Origin of the sequence: Streptomyces sp. H27-H5, from assembly GCF_026627505.1 — a bacterium.
Taxonomy (GTDB): domain Bacteria; phylum Actinomycetota; class Actinomycetes; order Streptomycetales; family Streptomycetaceae; genus Streptomyces.
Window position 1 is genome coordinate 1 of the sequence record NZ_JAPNLK010000072.1, and the last position, 17,069, is coordinate 17,069.

Annotated in this window: 17 protein-coding genes; 11 read left to right on the plus strand and 6 right to left on the minus strand. The window is 72.2% G+C overall.

Annotated features, from left to right (window positions below; all coding sequences use genetic code 11):
- Window positions 1-349: 349 nt before the first annotated feature.
- Both OTB19_RS29725 and OTB19_RS29730 read left to right on the plus strand, forming a co-directional pair.
- Window positions 350-556, plus strand: a complete 207-nt coding sequence (locus OTB19_RS29725) for a cold-shock protein (RefSeq protein ID WP_030707191.1) — start codon at window positions 350-352, stop codon at window positions 554-556.
- A 103-nt stretch (window positions 557-659) separates the two neighbouring features.
- Window positions 660-2,327 (plus strand): DEAD/DEAH box helicase, encoded by a 1,668-nt coding sequence (locus tag OTB19_RS29730; protein ID WP_267801656.1) that lies wholly within the window; start codon window positions 660-662, stop codon window positions 2,325-2,327.
- A gap of 100 nt (window positions 2,328-2,427) precedes the next feature.
- Here OTB19_RS29730 and OTB19_RS29735 read toward each other — a convergent pair whose 3' ends face one another.
- From OTB19_RS29735 to OTB19_RS29755, 5 genes are read right to left on the minus strand one after another with little or no spacing between them, the layout of a single operon-like run.
- Window positions 2,428-3,387, minus strand: coding sequence for a tyrosine-protein phosphatase (locus OTB19_RS29735; protein ID WP_267801657.1), 960 nt, complete (start codon window positions 3,385-3,387; stop codon window positions 2,428-2,430).
- A gap of 31 nt (window positions 3,388-3,418) precedes the next feature.
- Entirely contained in the window at window positions 3,419-4,513 is a 1,095-nt protein-coding gene (locus OTB19_RS29740) for an NAD(P)H-dependent flavin oxidoreductase (RefSeq protein WP_267801659.1), read from the minus strand.
- 4 nt (window positions 4,514-4,517) lie between these two features.
- Window positions 4,518-5,267, minus strand: a complete 750-nt coding sequence (locus OTB19_RS29745; RefSeq protein ID WP_267801661.1) for a CoA-transferase subunit beta — start codon at window positions 5,265-5,267, stop codon at window positions 4,518-4,520.
- Window positions 5,264-6,130, minus strand: coding sequence for a CoA transferase subunit A (locus OTB19_RS29750; protein WP_267801663.1), 867 nt, complete (start codon window positions 6,128-6,130; stop codon window positions 5,264-5,266). Before OTB19_RS29750 ends, OTB19_RS29745 begins: the two co-directional genes overlap by 4 nt.
- Entirely contained in the window at window positions 6,127-6,876 is a 750-nt protein-coding gene (locus tag OTB19_RS29755; protein ID WP_267801665.1) for an enoyl-CoA hydratase family protein, read from the minus strand. The genes OTB19_RS29750 and OTB19_RS29755 overlap by 4 nt, the downstream gene beginning before the upstream one ends.
- Before the next feature lie 56 nt (window positions 6,877-6,932).
- Between OTB19_RS29755 and OTB19_RS29760 the strand changes: the two genes are divergently transcribed.
- From OTB19_RS29760 to OTB19_RS29775, 4 genes are all read left to right on the plus strand, one after another.
- Complete coding sequence (locus OTB19_RS29760) at window positions 6,933-7,697, plus strand: SDR family oxidoreductase (RefSeq protein ID WP_267801666.1); 765 nt, start codon at window positions 6,933-6,935, stop codon at window positions 7,695-7,697.
- Window position 7,698: 1 nt separating this feature from the next.
- Entirely contained in the window at window positions 7,699-8,607 is a 909-nt protein-coding gene (locus OTB19_RS29765) for an SDR family oxidoreductase (protein ID WP_267801667.1), read from the plus strand.
- A 153-nt stretch (window positions 8,608-8,760) separates the two neighbouring features.
- The gene (locus OTB19_RS29770; RefSeq protein WP_267801669.1) at window positions 8,761-9,609 is read left to right on the plus strand and encodes a helix-turn-helix domain-containing protein; all 849 of its coding nucleotides are present in this window, start codon (window positions 8,761-8,763) and stop codon (window positions 9,607-9,609) included.
- Window positions 9,569-9,829, plus strand: a complete 261-nt coding sequence (locus OTB19_RS29775; protein ID WP_267801671.1) for a DUF397 domain-containing protein — start codon at window positions 9,569-9,571, stop codon at window positions 9,827-9,829. The genes OTB19_RS29770 and OTB19_RS29775 overlap by 41 nt, the downstream gene beginning before the upstream one ends.
- Window positions 9,830-10,037: 208 nt before the next feature.
- On the opposite strand, the gene OTB19_RS29780 is transcribed toward OTB19_RS29775, so the two are convergent.
- Window positions 10,038-10,925 carry a hypothetical protein gene (locus OTB19_RS29780; protein ID WP_267801672.1) on the minus strand — a complete coding sequence of 296 codons (888 nt, stop codon included), beginning with the start codon at window positions 10,923-10,925 and terminating at the stop codon, window positions 10,038-10,040.
- An 86-nt stretch (window positions 10,926-11,011) separates the two neighbouring features.
- Between OTB19_RS29780 and OTB19_RS29785 the strand changes: the two genes are divergently transcribed.
- The 5 genes from OTB19_RS29785 to pepN all read left to right on the plus strand — a co-directional run bounded on the left by OTB19_RS29785 (window position 11,012) and on the right by pepN (window position 16,973).
- A complete protein-coding gene (locus OTB19_RS29785; RefSeq protein WP_420716940.1) occupies window positions 11,012-11,833 on the plus strand; it encodes a serine protease in 822 nt (273 codons plus the stop codon).
- Between the two features lie 244 nt (window positions 11,834-12,077).
- The gene (locus tag OTB19_RS29790; protein WP_267801675.1) at window positions 12,078-12,731 is read left to right on the plus strand and encodes a response regulator; all 654 of its coding nucleotides are present in this window, start codon (window positions 12,078-12,080) and stop codon (window positions 12,729-12,731) included.
- Between the two features lie 91 nt (window positions 12,732-12,822).
- Window positions 12,823-13,992 carry a sensor histidine kinase gene (locus OTB19_RS29795; protein ID WP_267801676.1) on the plus strand — a complete coding sequence of 390 codons (1,170 nt, stop codon included), beginning with the start codon at window positions 12,823-12,825 and terminating at the stop codon, window positions 13,990-13,992.
- 114 nt (window positions 13,993-14,106) lie between these two features.
- A complete protein-coding gene (locus OTB19_RS29800) occupies window positions 14,107-14,427 on the plus strand; it encodes a chorismate mutase (RefSeq protein ID WP_266946961.1) in 321 nt (106 codons plus the stop codon).
- 32 nt (window positions 14,428-14,459) lie between these two features.
- Window positions 14,460-16,973 (plus strand): aminopeptidase N, encoded by a 2,514-nt coding sequence (gene pepN / locus OTB19_RS29805; protein ID WP_267801679.1) that lies wholly within the window; start codon window positions 14,460-14,462, stop codon window positions 16,971-16,973.
- The last annotated feature ends 96 nt before the right edge of the window (window positions 16,974-17,069 follow it).

Here is a 17,069-nt window from a genome sequence, read left to right on the forward strand (position 1 = left end):
TGGAAGACCTTGGAGAACCCGCCACCGGCAGCGGCCAGCCGGAAACCCACCCTGCCCAAAACCGGAAACCCGCCCCGAAAACAATCACACCGCGTGACCAGAGATCACGCGGTGGATCGAGGCTGAGGCCCCGGGAGACCGGACCCGCTCCGGGGCGCCCGGGCGCCCCGGAGCCAGGTCACAGACCTGCGGGGGCGCGGGTGCGCCGGCGTGTGCTAGCTTAGAGCTCGTTGCAGTTGTGGTACCCATGAACTTTATGTGCGCCTGACGGGAATGCTCCGACAGGCGCTTTAATTGTTTTTACCGGGATCTCCGGATGGGGCCCTTGCCGCCTATTCAGGAGATTCAAATGGCACTTGGCACCGTGAAGTGGTTCAACTCGGAAAAGGGCTTCGGCTTCATCGAGCAGGACGGTGGCGGCCCGGACGTCTTCGCCCACTACTCGAACATCGCCACCCAGGGCTTCCGTGAGCTCCAGGAGGGCCAGCGCGTGTCCTTCGACGTCACCCAGGGCCAGAAGGGCCCCCAGGCGGAGAACATCCTCCCCGCCAACTGACGTAATCAGCACGCCGGGGTCCGCACCGTGAAGGTGCGGGCCCCGGCTTGTCTGCTGTTTCGACTGTTTGTTTTACCTGCCGGTTTCAGGAGGGCTTTCTCGCATGACCAGCTCCAGCTCCGCACGACCCAGCCGCCGCCCCACCCGGGGTCGAGGTGCGGCTCAGGGACGTCCGAAGGCTGGCGCGGGACGGCAGAAGTCCGCCCCCGTGGCCAGGCCCCAAGAATTCACCATGCCCGACCCGCTGACCCCGGCCCTGCCGCCGGTCGCCGCGTTCGAGGACATGGGCATGCCCGAGGCGCTGCTGAAGACCCTCGCCGCCCAGGGCGTCACCGACCCGTTCCCGATCCAGGCCGCCACGCTGCCGAACTCGCTCGCCGGCCGTGACCTGCTCGGCCGCGGCCGTACCGGCTCCGGCAAGACCCTCGCCTTCGGCCTGGCACTGCTGGCCCGCACCGCCGGTCGCCGCGCGCAGCCGAAGCAGCCGCTCGCGCTGGTCCTCGTACCGACCCGCGAGCTGGCGCAGCAGGTCACCGACGCCCTGACCCCGTACGCCACGGCCGTCAACCTGCGCATCGCGACCGTCGTCGGCGGCATGTCGATCAACCGGCAGTCCGGTGCGCTGCGCCGCGGCTCCGAGGTGCTCGTCGCCACCCCCGGCCGGCTGAAGGACCTCATCGACCGCGGTGACGCCGACCTCTCGCAGGTCTCCATCACGGTCCTCGACGAGGCCGACCAGATGACCGACATGGGCTTCATGCCGCAGGTCACCGCGCTGCTCAAGCAGGTCGAGGCCGACGGCCAGACCATGCTGTTCTCCGCGACGCTCGACAAGAACATCGACAAGCTCGTCAAGATGTTCCTGCACGACCCGGTCGCCTTCTCCGTCGACCCGTCCGCCGGCGCGGTCAGCACGATGGAGCACCACGTCCTGTACGTCATGGACGAGACCGACAAGAAGGCCGTGGCCACGCGCATAGCCGCACGCGACGGCCGGGTGATCATGTTCGTCGACACCAAGCGCGGGGTCGACCGCATGGTCAAGAAGCTCCTCGCGGACGGCGTCCGCGCCTCCGGTCTGCACGGCGGCCGCTCGCAGCCGCAGCGCAACCGGACCCTCGACTGGTTCAAGACGGGCGAGGTCACCGCGCTGGTCGCCACCAACGTGGCCGCCCGCGGCATCCACATCGACGACCTCGACCTCGTCGTCAACGTGGACCCGCCCACCGACCACAAGGACTACCTGCACCGCGGTGGCCGCACCGCCCGCGCCGGCGAGTCCGGCAGCGTCGTCACCCTGGTGCTGCCCGACCAGAAGCGCGACATGACCCGGCTGATGTCGGACGCCGGGATCTCCCCGCGCACCGCGCAGATCAAGTCCTCCGACGCGGAGCTGTCCCGACTGACCGGCGCCAAGGAGCCCTCGGGCGTCCCCGTGGTGCTGGACGTGCCGCAGCCCACCCCGCCGAAGCCGCGCAGCGCCGGCCGCTCCGGCGGCGGCTCCACCGGGGGCGGCGCGCGTCGTCGCTCCGGCGGCGGCCAGGGCGCGGCCGCGGCCTCGACCACCGCGGGCGGCGGCGACCGTTCGCGTCGGGCCCGTTCCGGCGGCGGCCAGGGCGGCGCCGGCCAGTCCGGCGCACGCGGCCAGGGCGCCCCGGCGGGCTCCCGCGGTCAGGGCGGCGGCCAGGGCGCGGCCCGTACCGGCGGTGCTCCCGCCGCGCGACGTCGTTCCGGCGGCGGCCGTCCGGCGGCCGGGCGCGCGGGTTCCTGACCCTTCGCCCCACGAACACACCGGTACGCCGGGCGGCGCGCAACACGCGCCGCCCGGCGTTCCGTCGTTCCGGGCCCGGGCGCCCCTTCGGCGACAGGGCCTACCGGACCATCCTGGCCTGGAGCTTCGCCAGCGTCCGCAGGTCCAGGCCGAGGCCGTCCGTGAGGTAGCCGTAGAAGCCGCCGTAGTCCGCCTCCATGCGGGCGGTTGCGGCGGCGAGGTAGTCCGGCCGGACCTCCTGGAGCGGGATCAGCAGGTCCGGGTTCTGCATGCGGCCGGACTGCTTGAGGCCGGCCCGCACCTGGGCGTCGTACGCCGCGCGGAAGGTGTTCGAGGCGAGGTGGTCGCGCTCGGCGGTGTCCTCGGGAACGGCGAGGGCGCGCAGCAGGACGTAACTCATCCAGCCCGTGCGGTCCTTGCCCGAGGTGCAGTGGTACAGCAGCGGGCCCTGCCCGCCGTCGGCGATCTCCCGCAGGGTGGTCGCGAACTGCGCCCGGTTCTCGGGGCTCGTCACGAACGTGCGGTAGATGTCGCGCATGTAGGCCTCGGCGCGACCGCCGCCGAGCATCTGCTCCTGCGTGGCGGGGTCCCCGCTGGCGATCGCGCCGACCAGGGTCGCGTACAGGCCCAGGTCGCTGACGGGACGGGCGGTGGAGACGAGTCCGGCGGGCAGCTTGTCGGCGCCGTCGTACTGGACCTCCATCGGGATGCGGAAGTCGACGACCTTGCGCAGGCCGAGGCCGGAGACGGTGGTGAGGTCGGCTGCGGTCAGCTTGCCCAGCGCGTCGGAGCGGTAGACCAGGCCCTGACGGACCTGTCCGCCGGTCCAGGTGCGGTACCCGCCCAGGTCACGGACGTTGACCGCGCCCTGGAGGGGGATCTGACGGATCGTTTCCGCCGACGGACGGTACCGCTCGGCGGAAGCGGCGGTACCGGTGACCGCGGCGGTACCGGTCGCCGCGCCGGGCGACGGTGCGGCGTACGCGGCGGCGGGCAGGGTCCCGGCGGCGAGGGCGGCGGCGAGCACCGCGGTCGCCAGGCGGATTCGGGCACGGCTCATCTGGGGCGACTCCTGTAACGGAGAAGGGGGATCACCCTGGTGGTGGCAGGGTGCCGAGCGAGTGCGGGGGGTGCGGGGGGTTGAGGTCGTGCAGTCGGTCCAGCACGGTGTGGGCCTCGGCCATGACCCGGGCGACGAGTTCCGCACACGACGGAAGATCCTCGATCACGCCCGCGACCTGGCCCGATGCCATGACGCCGAGGTCCGTACGGCCCTCGACCATGGACGCCTTGAGGAGCATGGGGGTGTTCGCGGCGAGCAGGACCTGGCTCCAGGACAGGTCCTTGCCGTGTTTCATCGCCAGGCCGTCGCGCACCATCTGCGGCCAGGACAGCCCCGACAGCTTCCGGAAGCCGGCCGCGTGCCGCACCGCCTTGGCGAGGGCCCGCGCGCGGCCCGCCCGCTCCAGGGACGTGACCAGCTCGCTGCGGAGCATCCGGTGCGGCAGCCCGTCGACGGCGGTGGTGACGGTGACGTCCCTGACCGTGGCCTTCAGGTACTCGGCCTTCACGGCGTCCGGGACGGTGGAGTCCGAGGTGAGCAGGAAGCGGGTGCCCATGGCGATGCCCGCCGCCCCGTACGACAGCGCGGCGACCAGGCCGCGACCGTCGTGGAAACCGCCCGCGGCGATCACCGGGATGTCCACCGCGTCCACCACCTGCGGCAGCAGCACCGTCGTGGCCACGTCCCCGGTGTGCCCGCCGCCCTCGCCGCCCTGCACGATCACCGCGTCGGCGCCCCAGGCGGCGACCTTCTCGGCGTGCCGCCGGGCCCCGATCGAGGGGACGACGACCACGCCCGCGTCCTTGAACCGGGCGATCAGCTCCTTCGACGGGGCGAGGGCGAACGAGGCGACCCGGACCCCCTCGTCGACGATCAGCCGGACCCGCTCGACGGCGTCCCCGGCGTCCGCGCGCAGATTCACCCCGAACGGGGCGTCCGTACGGGACTTCACCTCGTGGATCGCCGCACGCAACTGCTCCGTCGTCATCGTCGCCGAGGCCAGGATCCCCAGCGCCCCCGCGTTCGCCGCCGCCGACACCAGTCGGGGGCCGGCCACCCAGCCCATGCCCGTCTGCACGATCGGGTGGCGGACCCCGACCAGTTCGGTGAATGCCGTCTCCATGCCCTCAGACCCGCACTTCCCGGTCGCGCAGCCCCTTGGGGTCGACGACCTCGCGGATCAGCCGCAGTTCCTCCGGCGTCGGCTCCCGGGTGTACGGGACCTCGCCGGCGATCGCGAGCTCGAAACCGGTGGCCTCCCGGACCTGCTCGACGCTCACGCCCGGATGCACCGACACCAGGCGCATGGCGTGGTCCGGGCCGGCGAAGTCGAAGACCCCGAGATCGCTCACCACGCACGGCAGGCGGTGGAAGCGGGTCGCCCCGGCCGCCTCCGCGCGGTCGTAGCCGACGCCGCAGACCATGTCGACCCGCTCCACGAACACCCGGCGGGAATGCTTGGGGATCCAGTAACTCACCGGATTGTTGAGGGTGTTGACGGGCGCCCCGCGCACCCCGAGGAGCTGGCGGGTCGGTTGCTCCCAGTCCCCGACGCAGGAGATGTTCTGGTTGCCGTACCGGTCGATCTGGCTCGCTCCCATCATCACGTGCCGCCGGCCGCCGGTGACCATAGTGAGGTGACGGCGGTACGGCAGCCAGCCCTCGGGCGTCCCGTCGAGCCCGACCAGCGTGGCCTCGCCGTCGGTCAACAGCAGGTCGGGGGAGAAGGTCCGCTTCGCGAGACGGGCCCCGAAGGACGGGATCAGACCCATCGGGGAGGCGAGCACCTCGCCGTCGCCCCGCCAGGCCTCGGCGCAGGCGATCACGCAGTACTCGGCGCGACTGACGCCCGCGGTGGCCTCTGACGCTGTGCTCACTGCTGCTCCTCGTGCCAGGTCCGCACGGCGGACTGGTAGTCGTGCTCGCTCGCGCCGGAGAGGAACCGGGCGGCGAACTCGGGCCAGGGGGTGCTCGCGTACAGCTTCTGGAAGGGCTCGTCGCGGTCGTGGTCGGGCACGCAGGAGGTGAAGTGCGCGCCGTTCGGGGTCTCCACCACCCCGGTGACGGAATGCCGGCTGACCAGCAGGGACTGCGGCGGCCCGGCCTTGGACAGCTCGGCGGTCTCGACGAGCCGCTCGCAGGAGACGTACGCGGCGTCCGCGGCCTCGCAGAACAGGTCGTCGAAGTACGGGTCGGGGCCCAGGTACTGGGCGTTGCCGAGTCGGTCGGCGCGGTTGAGGTGGACGAGCACGGCGTCCATGCGCAGCGCGGGGACGGCGACGAACTCCTCGCCGTCCTCGTACGGGGAGGTCACGGTCCGCAGGTTCGGGTTGACCCGCATGACGTCGGAGCCGAGACCGGCGCGGACGGGCAGGAAGGGCAGCCGGTTGGCGGCGGCGTGCAGCCCCCACATGAACATGGCCTCGTCGAGCTCGGTGAGGGCGAAGGCGCCGCGCTCGCGGGCCGCCCGGTAGTGCGGCTCCAGCGGGATCGAGTCGAGGGTGACGAAGGGCGTGACGAGCCGGCGGATCCGACCCGCGGCGGCCAGCAGGCCGACGTCGGGGCCGCCGTACGAGACCACGGTGAGATCGGTGATCTCGGATCGGAGCAGTGCCCGCACCAGGGCCATGGGCTTGCGCCGCGACCCCCAGCCGCCGATGCCGACGGTCATCCCGCTGCGCAGCCGCCCGACCACCTCCTCGGGGGACATCACCTTGTCCGACGCCGCTGTGCCGCTCATGCCTCGTCCGCCTTTCCGAAGGTGTCGCGGACCCGGTCGGCGACCCCGCTGAGATTGGCCTCGAAGGTGAAGCCCTGCTCGAAGCGGTAGCTGCGCCGCACGTCCACGGGGTCGATGCCGTTGATGGCGGCCTTGGCCAGCCGGATCAGCAGACCGTCCTTGCGGGCGATCTCCGCGGCGAGTTCCAGCGCCGCCGCCCGCAGCCCGGCGGGCGGGACCACCTTCCACACCGAACCGTGCGCGTGCAGTTCGGCGGCGCTGACGGTCCGCGAGGTGTAGTACAGGGTGCGCATCAGGTGTTGGGGGACGAGGCGGGCCAGGTGCGTGGCCGCGCCGAGCGCGCCCCGGTCCAGTTCCGGCAGTCCGAAGACGGCGTCGTCGGAGGCGACGATCGCGTCGGCGTTGCCGACCAGGCCGATCCCACCGCCCAGGCAGAAGCCGTTCACGGCGGCCACGACGGGGACCTCGCACTCGTACACGGCGGCGAAGGCCTCGTAGCAGCCCCGGTTGGCGCCGATCAGGGCGTCGTGACCGGTGTCGCGCTGCATCTCCTTGATGTCCACGCCGGCGTTGAAGCCCCGACCCTCGGCGGCGAGGACGACGCACCGGACGTCGGGGTCGCGGCCGGCGGCGCGCAGGGTGTCGGCCAGCTCGTACCAGCCTTGTACGGGCAGAGCGTTGACGGGCGGGAAGTCGACTGTGACGAGTGCGATGCCCTTGTCGGGGCCGGAGGTGGAGACACCCATGAGCGGATCAGCTACCTTTCCACCAAACATTTGTTAGGTGAGGAAGGTAGCAGTCGATGGAGCTCAACGGGAGGGTCGTCGTCGTCACCGGCGGAACCCGGGGCGTCGGCGCCGGCATCGCGCGGTCGTTCCTCGCGGCCGGCGCGGAGGTGCTCGTCTGCGCCCGCCGACCACCGGACGAACCGGTGGCCGCGGCGGGCCGGACGGCCGCCTTCACGGCGCTCGACCTGCGCGATCCGGCCGCCGTGACGGAGTTCTTCGCGGCGGCCGCGCACCGGTACGGGCGGCTCGACTGCCTGGTGAACAACGCGGGCGGCACCCCGTACCGGCTCCTGGGGGAGGGCGACGCCGAACGGCACGCGCGGGTCGTCGAACTGAACCTGGTGGCCCCCATGACCGCCTCACTGGCGGCGTACCCGTGGCTGCGGGACTCGCACGGCTCGGTCGTGATGATCGGCAGCGTCAGCGGCACCCGCCCCTCGCCCGGCACGGCCGCCTACGGCGCCGCCAAGGCGGGACTGGAGAACCTGGCCCGATCGATGGCCGTGGAGTGGGCGCCCGAGGTACGGGTCAACTCGCTGATCCTCGGCATGGTGCGCACCGAACTGTCCCAGCTGCACTACGGGGACGAGGCCGGGATCGCCGCGGTCGGCGCGACCGTGCCGCTGGGGCGACTGGCCGACCCGACGGACGTGGGCGAGGCGGCGGTGTTCCTCGCCGGAGACCGGGCCGGATACGTGAGCGGCGCGAGCCTGCTCGTGCACGGGGGCGGCGAACGCCCGGCCTTCCTGGACGCGGCGACTGTCAACAAGGAGAACTGAGATGGGACTTGCCGAAGGTCGTGTGGTCATCGTGACGGGCGCGGGTCGGGGGCTGGGCCGCGCCCACGCGCTGGCCTTCGCAGCGGAAGGGGCGAAGGTGGTCGTCAACGACCTGGGGGTCGGGCTCGACGGGCTGCCCGGCCCGGACGGTCCGGCGGCCCGGGTCGTCGAGGAGATCCGCGCGCTGGGCGGGGAGGCACTGGCGCACGGCGGGGACATCGCCACCTCGCGGGGCGCGGCCTCGCTCGTCGCGGACGCCGTCGCCACCTTCGGGCGGCTGGACACCCTGGTCAACAACGCCGGTTTCCTGCGGGACCGGATGCTGGTCAACCTGGACGAGGACGACTGGGACGCGGTGATGCGCGTGCACCTGAAGGGGCACTTCCTGCCCCTCAAGCACGCCGCCGCGCACTGGCGGGCGCAGGCGAAGGCGGGCCGGCCCGTCGCGGCGCGGGTGGTCAACACCTCCTCGGGCGCGGGACTGCTCGGATCGGTGGGGCAGGGCAACTACAGCGCGGCCAAGGCCGGGATCCTCGGCCTGACGCTGGTCGCGGCGGAGGAGATGGGCCGGTACGGGGTCCAGGTCAACGCCATCGCCCCGGCGGCCCGCACCCGGATGACGGAGGAGACCTTCGCCCGGACCATGGCGGCGCCGGTGGCAGGGGAGTTCGACGCGATGGCCCCGGAGAACGTGTCGCCGCTGGTGGTGTGGCTGGGCTCGGACGCCTCGGCCGGGGTGAGCGGCCGGGTCTTCGAGGCGGAGGGCGGCCGGATCACGGTCATGCAGGGCTGGCGGCCGGGCCCGACGGCGGAGCGCGGCGAACGCTGGACCCCGGCGGAGGCGGGGGAGGCGGCGACGAAGCTCCTGTCGGCGGCGGAGGCACCGCAGCCGGTGTACGGGTCACGGTAGTCCGGGGCGGCGGGCACCACCCCTCCCTCGACTTCCCTCGAAGGGAGGGGAGTCGAGGGATTCAGGCCACCTCCGCGCGCAGGCCTGGTTACGCTCGGCCACGGACTGGACCCGACCGAACGCCGCACGGTGCGAGCATGGGGGTGACCGCCCGTGGTCAACATCCGCAACCTCGACCCCAGCGCATCGCCGCTGGACCACTACGGCTCTGAACTGCGCCGCCTGAGGGAGGAGGCCGGGCTGACACAGGGGCAGCTCGGCGACATCATCTTCTGCGCGGGCTCCCTGGTCGGACAGATCGAGACGGCGAGGAAGGTACCCACCCGCGCGTTCTCGGACCGGGTGGACGCGGCGCTGGTGACGGGCGGGGTGTTCTCCCGGCTGGTGGGGCTGGTGCTGAGGAGTCAGTTGCCGACCTGGTTCCAGGCGTACGCGGAGATGGAGGCGAACGCTGCGTACCTCTCCACCTATCAGGCACAGGTCGTTTACGGGCTGCTGCAGACGGAGGCGTACGCGCGTGCCGTGCTGGCCGCCGATCGTCCGAGCAACCTCGATGAACTCGTGGCGGCTCGACTGGAGAGGCAGCGCATACTGACGCGGAGTTGCCCTCCTGCTCTCTGGGTGGTTCTCGACGAGGGCGTCTTGCTTCGGCAGGTGGGCGGGCGGGGCGTCATGCGGGAGCAGCTGCTGTATTTGTTGAGCCTCCGCGATCGGCAGTGGGTGCAGATTCAAGTGCTTCCCTTCGTTACCGGTGAACACAGCGCCACCCGTGGGTCGTTCAATCTCCTTCGTTTCGATAGCGATCCGGACCTTTTCTACGCCGAGAGTTACGACATCGGACACATGACGGCCAATCCGCAAGTGATCAAGGAGCGTTCGGTCGGCTACGCTCGCTTGCAGGCCGACGCGCTCTCGCTGGAGGATTCGTCGGCACTGATTGCCCGCGTACTGGAGGAACGCTATGGACATCACCCAGGCCCTGACGGGTGCGCAGTGGCGTAAGTCCTCGTACAGCGGAACCACCGGCGGCGACTGCGTCGAGTGCACTCCCCTCGGCACCACCGCTTGGCGCAAGGCCTCGTACAGCGGCTCCGGCGGCGGCGACTGCGTCGAGGTCGCCTCCCAGCCCTGCCTGGTCGCCGTGCGGGACTCCAAGGACCCCGACGGCCCCGTCTTCACCGTCGGCCGCGCCGCCTTCGCCGCCTTCGTCGGGACCCTGTAGGCGTCGGGGGCGTCCGGACACAGAGAAAGAAGCTCCGGGCCCGGCCCCCTGGCGAGGGGTCGGATCCGGAGCTTCTCTCGTGCGATGGAGTATGACTACCCGCTACATCCACCCGCTGAACCGCAGTCGGCCCATCATGTTGTCCGCAACCTGTTCCGAGACCGCCGGCGCGGGGTTCCGGGCCGGATGCGGGAGCGCCGGCGCCGGTTCAGGTGTCGCACTCCAGGACCGTGCGGCACAGCCCGCAGCGGGCCCGGACGGGCCCGCCGACCGGCAGCCGCAGCCACTGCCGGCAGACCGGGCACGGGAAGCTCACCCGCGCCCCGTCCGCGTGCCGCTCGAAGCGGTACGGGGCCCCCGGCGCGGCGGATCCGGCCCGGCGATCGCGCGCGTAACGCAGGCGTTCCGGCCAGGAGGCGGCCGCCAGCGGGGCACGGCGGTGGTCCCGGGCCGCGAGGGCGCGACCGCGCACGTACGCCTCGTACGCCCGGGGACTGGTGAACCGGGTGGAGAGGTCCTCGCCGATCAGGTCGCCGCGCTTGGCGAGGACGTAGCCGAACTCCTCCGGGGTGAGGTAGCCGAGCTTCTGGTGCGTCAACTCGTCCTCGCGGTAGGCATCGAGGAGCAGCCAGCCGGCGCCCAGGTAGGCGGCGGCGGTGTCGGTGAGGATCTCGTTGTCCTCGGTGGTGGGAAACCGCAGGTCCAGGCGGTGCAGCAGGACGTGGGCGACCTCGTGGGTGAGCGCCGCCGCGAGGTCCCGGCGGTGGGTCAGGAAGCGTTCGTTGACCTCGACGAAGTACTCGGGACCCGGGCCGAGTTCCACCGTGGCCGCCTCCGTCATCGCCCGGTAGCCGATCACCAGCCGGGCATCGGGCAGCCGCAGCGCGCGCACCGTCGCGCGGGCCACGCGCTGCGCCCCGAGGTGGGGATCGTCGTCGGGGGAGAACTCCGCGTCGGCGGCGGGGAAGCCGGCGTCGTAGGCGCGGATCCCGTCGTAGGACAGGCGGCGGAAGAGGGCCGTGAGGGCGCGGTGAACCGTGCCCAAGTGCGGAAATCCGTGCTCGACCGGGCTGCCGCGCCCGTGGTTCTGCGTCATGCGGGCCCCCACGCCGAAAGTTGTCCGAAAACGCCTTCTTGATGTCGGCCACACGCGCGATGTGTCATGGACTCGTCATTCACCCGATGACGACACGCACGGCCCAACCCCCCACGAAAGGCAGTGTGTCGACTGTGTCCACCCTTGCCACGACCCTCAAGCGCGCCCTCGCCGTCGGCGCCGTCGCCCTGGCCGCCGTCAGCCTCCAGCCCGGCTCCGCCACCGCCTCCCAGGCGCCCGTCGTCGGCGGAACCCGCGCCGCCCAAGGCGAGTTCCCCTTCATGGTCCGCCTCTCCATGGGCTGCGGCGGCGCCCTGTACACCCAGCAGATCGTCCTCACCGCCGCGCACTGCGTGAACGGCTCCGGCAACAACACCTCCATCACCGCCACCGCCGGCGTCGTCGACCTCAACAGCGCCGGCGCCGTCAAGGTCAAGTCCACCAAGGTGCTCCAGGCCCCCGGCTACAACGGCAAGGGCAAGGACTGGGCCCTCATCAAACTCGCCAAACCCATCAACCTGCCCACCCTCAAGATCGCCGAGACCAAGGCCTACGACAACGGCACCTTCACCGTCGCCGGCTGGGGAGCCACCCGCGAAGGCGGCGGCCAGCAGCGCTACCTCATGAAGGCCACCGTCCCCTTCGTCTCCGACGCCTCCTGCCAGAACGCCTACGGCAGCGACCTCGTCCCCAGTGAGGAGATCTGCGCCGGCCTGCCCCAGGGCGGCGTCGACACCTGTCAGGGCGACTCCGGCGGCCCCATGTTCCGCCGCGACGCCGCGAACGCCTGGATCCAGGTCGGCATCGTCAGCTGGGGCGAGGGCTGCGCCCGCCCGAACTACCCCGGCGTCTACTCCGAGGTCTCCACCTTCGCCACCGCCATCAAGAACGCCGCGGCGACCCTGTGACCCACCCTCGTCCTTCCGGCCGAACCGGGCAGCCGGGAAACCGCCGGAAGGACGAGGCGCCCCACCCCACACGCACGTAACGTCGGACGAACCATCGCGGGGCCGGCACACCGCCGTCCCGGTCCCGCGGCACCCTCCCGACGGCCCGCCGAGCGGTTGCGGGACGACACGCGCACCGGTCCCATGGAACGGACCCCTCCGGGACGACACCATCGGCAGTGGGCGACAGTGGGGCAGGCAACGCATGACGATCAGAGTGGTCATCGCGGACGACCAGGAGATGGTCAGGACCGGCTTCCGCATGATCCTCGAAAGCCAACCGGACATCGAGGTCGTCGCGGACGTCGTCGACGGCGAGGCGGCCCTCACGGCCGTCGCCGCCCACCGACCCGACGTCCTGCTCCTCGACATCCGCATGCCCCGCCTCGACGGCCTCGAAGTCACCCGGCGCCTCGCCGGCCAGGACACCCCGCGCATCGTCATCGTCACCACCTTCGACCTCGACGAATACGTCCACGCGGCGCTCCGCGGCGGAGCGTCCGGCTTCCTCCTGAAGGACGCGAGCCCGGCCATGCTGGTTGAAGCGGTCCGCGCCGCCGCCGTGGGTGACTCCCTCGTCTCACCCGCCATCACCGTGCGACTGCTCCGCGAAATGGCCCACGCCCCCGCCGCCCGAGCCGCCCGCCGCCCCTCGGAACCCCTCACCGAACGCGAGGTGGACGTCGTGCGCTGCCTCGCCCGCGGCCTGACCAACGCCGAGATCGCCGGCGAACTCTTCGTCTCACTGTCCACCGTCAAGACCCACCTGGCCAACGTCCAGACCAAACTCGACGCCCGCAACCGCGTCGAGATCGCCGCATGGGCCTGGGAAAGCGGCCTCGCCGCCGGCGCGACGTGAGCCCCGGCCGCCGGCGCGGTGCGAGCCCCGGCCCCAGACGCGGTGTGTCCCCGGCCTTCCGTACCGGCCCCGACCGGCCGCGACCGTCGCGATGAGCCCCCTCGCCTCCTGGACCCGCCACCACCCCCGCGCCGCCCGGCTGCTCCGCGTCACCCTCTCGCTGCTCCTCCTCGGCCTCGTCACCTTCGAAGGCATCGTCCTGGCCCGTCAGCCCAGCGCCCCGCACGCCACCGTGTGGGTGTCCGGGATCCTCGTCTGCCTCAGCGCCGCGCCCTGGCCCCGCATCCCCCTGCTCACCCGCGCCTGGTTCGCCGCCGCCATCACCTGGACCGCCACCCTCCTGCTGGTCTTCGGCAACCACCCCCTCGTCGTCTGGGGCGCCGGCGAGGCCATCGCCCTGCTCGTCCTGCTCTCCCAGGTCCTGCTCCGCGCCCCCGCCCGCACCGCCGCCGTCCTCGGTCCCCTCCTCGGCCTCGGCTGCATGGCCGTCCCCGTGCGCGACACCGACCCCGGCCGGTTCACCCTGCTCTTCTCCGTCCTCGCCGTCGTCGTCGGCGCGTACTCCCTGCTCCTGCGCCTCCAGTCCGTCCAACGCGTCCGCGAACTGCGCGCCGTCCGCACCGCCGAACGCCTGGAGCTCGCCCGCGAACTCCACGACCTCGTCGCCCACCACGTCACCGGCATCGTCGTCGAGGCCCGCGCCGCCCGCTTCACCGGAGTCAGCGCCGACCGCGCCGCCGAGATCCTCGGCCGCATCGAGACCGCCGGCGACGAGGCCCTCGGCTCCATGCGCCGCCTCGTCAAGATCCTCCGCGAGGACGAGACCGGCGGCGGCGACACCTCCGCCGGAACCACCCCCGTCGCCGGCCTCGCGGACCTGCGCGCACTCACCGAACGCTTCGCCGTCACCGGCCCGCCCGTCACCCTCAGCGTCGAGGTAGGCCTGGAGACCCGGCTCCCCGCGGACGTGGCCGCCACCGCGCACCGCATCGTCCTCGAAGCCCTCACCAACATCGGCAAACACGCGGCGACGGCCACCACCGTCCACATCGCCCTGCGCACCGTCCCCGCCGGCCTCGAAGTACGCGTCGAGGACGACGGCGGCCACCCCGCCCGCCTCTCCGAGAACGCCCGGGGCGGCGGCTACGGCCTCGCCGGAATGGCCGAACGCGCCGAGGCCCTCGGCGGCTCCCTCACCGCCGGCCCCGCCCCCGAAGGCGGCTGGCTCGTCACCGCCACCCTGCCCCTCCAGGCCCTGTAGGCCGGCCCTTTCGGGCCGTCCCGTGCCCGCCGGACCCCGCCCCGACCCCGCCGGCCGTCTCACCGGTCGAGGTGCCGAGGAACCCGTCGCGTCCGCCACGTATTCTCGGGAACCATGAACCACAGCGACACCGACGAGGCCCACGAGAACGTCACCGCCGAGCTGTCCCGCCTGCGCGACAGCATCGACAACATCGACGCGGCCGTGGTCCACATGCTCGCCGAGCGCTTCAAGTGCACCCAGCAGGTCGGCCACCTCAAGGCCCGCCACCAGCTGCCCCCCGCCGACCCCGGCCGCGAGGCCAGCCAGATCGCCCGCCTGCGCCAGCTCGCCGAGAACGCCAAACTCGATCCGGCCTTCGCGGAGAAACTCCTCAACTTCATCATCGCCGAGGTCATCCGCCACCACGAGACGATCGCCGCCGGCGAGGAGTAGGCCCCTGGGGCCCGCCCGACCCATCAGGCAGCATGGGCCCCATGTCCGCATTGACGCGCAACGAAGCGCAGCTCCGAGCCCGGCTCCTCGACGTCCACCACTACGACGTCACCCTCGACCTCACCACCGGTGACGAGACCTTCACCTCCACCACCCTCATCCGGTTCACGGCCCGCGCCTCGGGTGACACCTTCGTCGAGCTGAAACCGGACGAACTGCGCTCCGTCGAGCTCGACGGCCGCCCCGTCGACCCCGCCGGCCTCACCGACAACCGCCTCCCGCTCACCGGGCTCACCCAAGGCCCCCACGAGCTGCGCGTCCATGCCCGCATGAACTACTCCCGCACCGGCGAGGGCCTGCACCGCTTCACCGACCCCGCGGACGGCGAGACGTACGTCTACTCCCAGATGTTCCTGGACGACGTCCAGCGGGTCTTCCCCGCCTTCGACCAGCCCGACCTGAAGGCCGTCTTCGCCTTCACCGTCACCGCCCCCGCCCACTGGACCGTCCTCGCCAACGGCATCACCACCCGCGGCGCCGACCGGCCCGAGGACGGCGCCGGCACCTGGACCTCCGCCCCCACCCCCGCGATCCCCACCTACCTCGCCGCGATCGCCGGCGGCCCCTGGCACACCGTGCGCACCGACCACGCCGGCCTGCCCTTCGCCCTCCACTGCCGACAATCCCTCGCACCCCACCTCGACGCCGACGCCGACGAGATCCTCTCCGTCACCACCGCCTGCTTCGACCGCTACCACGAGAAGTTCGCCGAGCCCTACCCGTTCGACTCCTACGACCAGGCGTTCGTCCCCGAGTTCAACGCCGGCGCCATGGAGAACCCCGGCCTGGTCACCTTCCGCGACGAGTTCATCTTCCGCTCGGCCGTCACCGACACCGAACGCCAGGGCCGCGCCATGGTCATCGCCCACGAGATGGCCCACATGTGGTTCGGCGACCTCGTCACCCTGCGCTGGTTCGACGACATCTGGCTCAACGAGTCCTTCGCCGAGTACATGGGCTACCAGACCCTCGTCGAGGCCACCGGCTTCACCGACACCTGGACCGAGTTCGGCATGGAGCGCAAGCCCTGGGGCTACGAGGCCGACCAACGCCCCTCCACCCACCCCGTCGCCCCCGCCCCCGAGGACGTCCCCGACACCGCCTCCGCCCTCCTCAACTTCGACGGCATCTCCTACGCCAAGGGCGCCTCGGCCCTGCGCCAACTCGTCGCCTGGCTCGGCGAGAAGGACTTCCTCGCCGGCATCAACACCCACTTCGCGCGCCACAAGTTCGCCAACGCCTCCCTCGCCGACTTCGTGGACTCCCTCGCCGCCCACACCGAACGCGACGTCCACACCTGGGCCGACACCTGGCTGCGCACCACCGGCGTCGACACCCTCACCCCGCGCGTCGAGGACGGCGACACCGGCTGGACCCTGACCGTCGACCACCACGGCAGCCGCCCCCACCACATCGCCGTCGGCCTCTACGACCGCGACCCCACCGGCGGCCTGGAACTGCGCGAACACCTCGACCTGGACGTCCCCAGCGCCGACGTCGTCTCCGCGAGCGGCCCCCGACCCGACCTGATCCTCCTCAACGACCAGGACCTCGGCTACGTCAAGATCCGCTTCGACGCCGTCTCCGAGGAGACCGCCCTGCGCGGCCTGTCCCGCATCCCCGGCCCGCTCACCCGCGCCGTCGTCTGGAACTCCCTGCGCGACATGGTCCGCGACGGCGAACTGGAACCCGAGTCCTACCTGGAGACCGCGCACGCCCACCTCCCCGAGGAGAACGACCTCGCGATCGTCCAGGGCGTCCTCGGCTTCGCCCGCAACCGCGTCGCCGCCCACTACGTCGCCCCCGGCCGCCGCACCGCCGCCCTCACCACCCTCACCACCGTCGCCCGCGCCCTGATGCGCCGCACCGAGGACGGCTCCGACCCCGGCCTGCGCCTCGCGGCCGTCCGCGTCCACATCGACAGCGCCACCCAGCCCGACACCCTCGCCGGCTGGCTCGCCGACGGCACCGTCCCCGGCGGACCCGAACTCGACCCCGAACTGCGCTGGCGCATCCTCGCCCGACTCGCCGTCCTCGGCGCCGTCACCGACACCGACATCGACAACGCCCTCGCCGACGACCCCAGCGCCACCGGGGAAGAGGGCGCCGCCCGCTGCCGTGCCGCGCTCCCCACCCCCGAGGCCAAGGCCGTTGCCTGGCAGCGCATGTTCCACGACGACTCCCTGTCCAATTACCTCTTCAAAGCCACCGCCTCCGGCTTCTGGCAGCCCGAACAGGCCGAACTCGTCCAGGACTACGTCCCGCGCTACTACCCCGAGGCCGTCGCCCTCGGCGCCCGCCGCGGCCCCGCCATCGGCCAGGCCGTCGGACGGTGGGCCTTCCCCTCGCACGCCGTCGACGAGGCCAACCTCCGCGCCGGCCGCGCCTGCCTGGAGGACACCGACATCATCCCGCTGCTGCGCCGCCAACTCGTCGACCAGCTCGACGACCTCGCCCGCGCCCTGCGCGTCCGCGGCAACGGCTGACCGCCGGCCCGCACACGGGAACGCCCCGGGCCGGTCCGACCGAACACCCGGCCGAGACCGGACGGGCGGACAAACCCCGGCGGTTACCCCATTCGG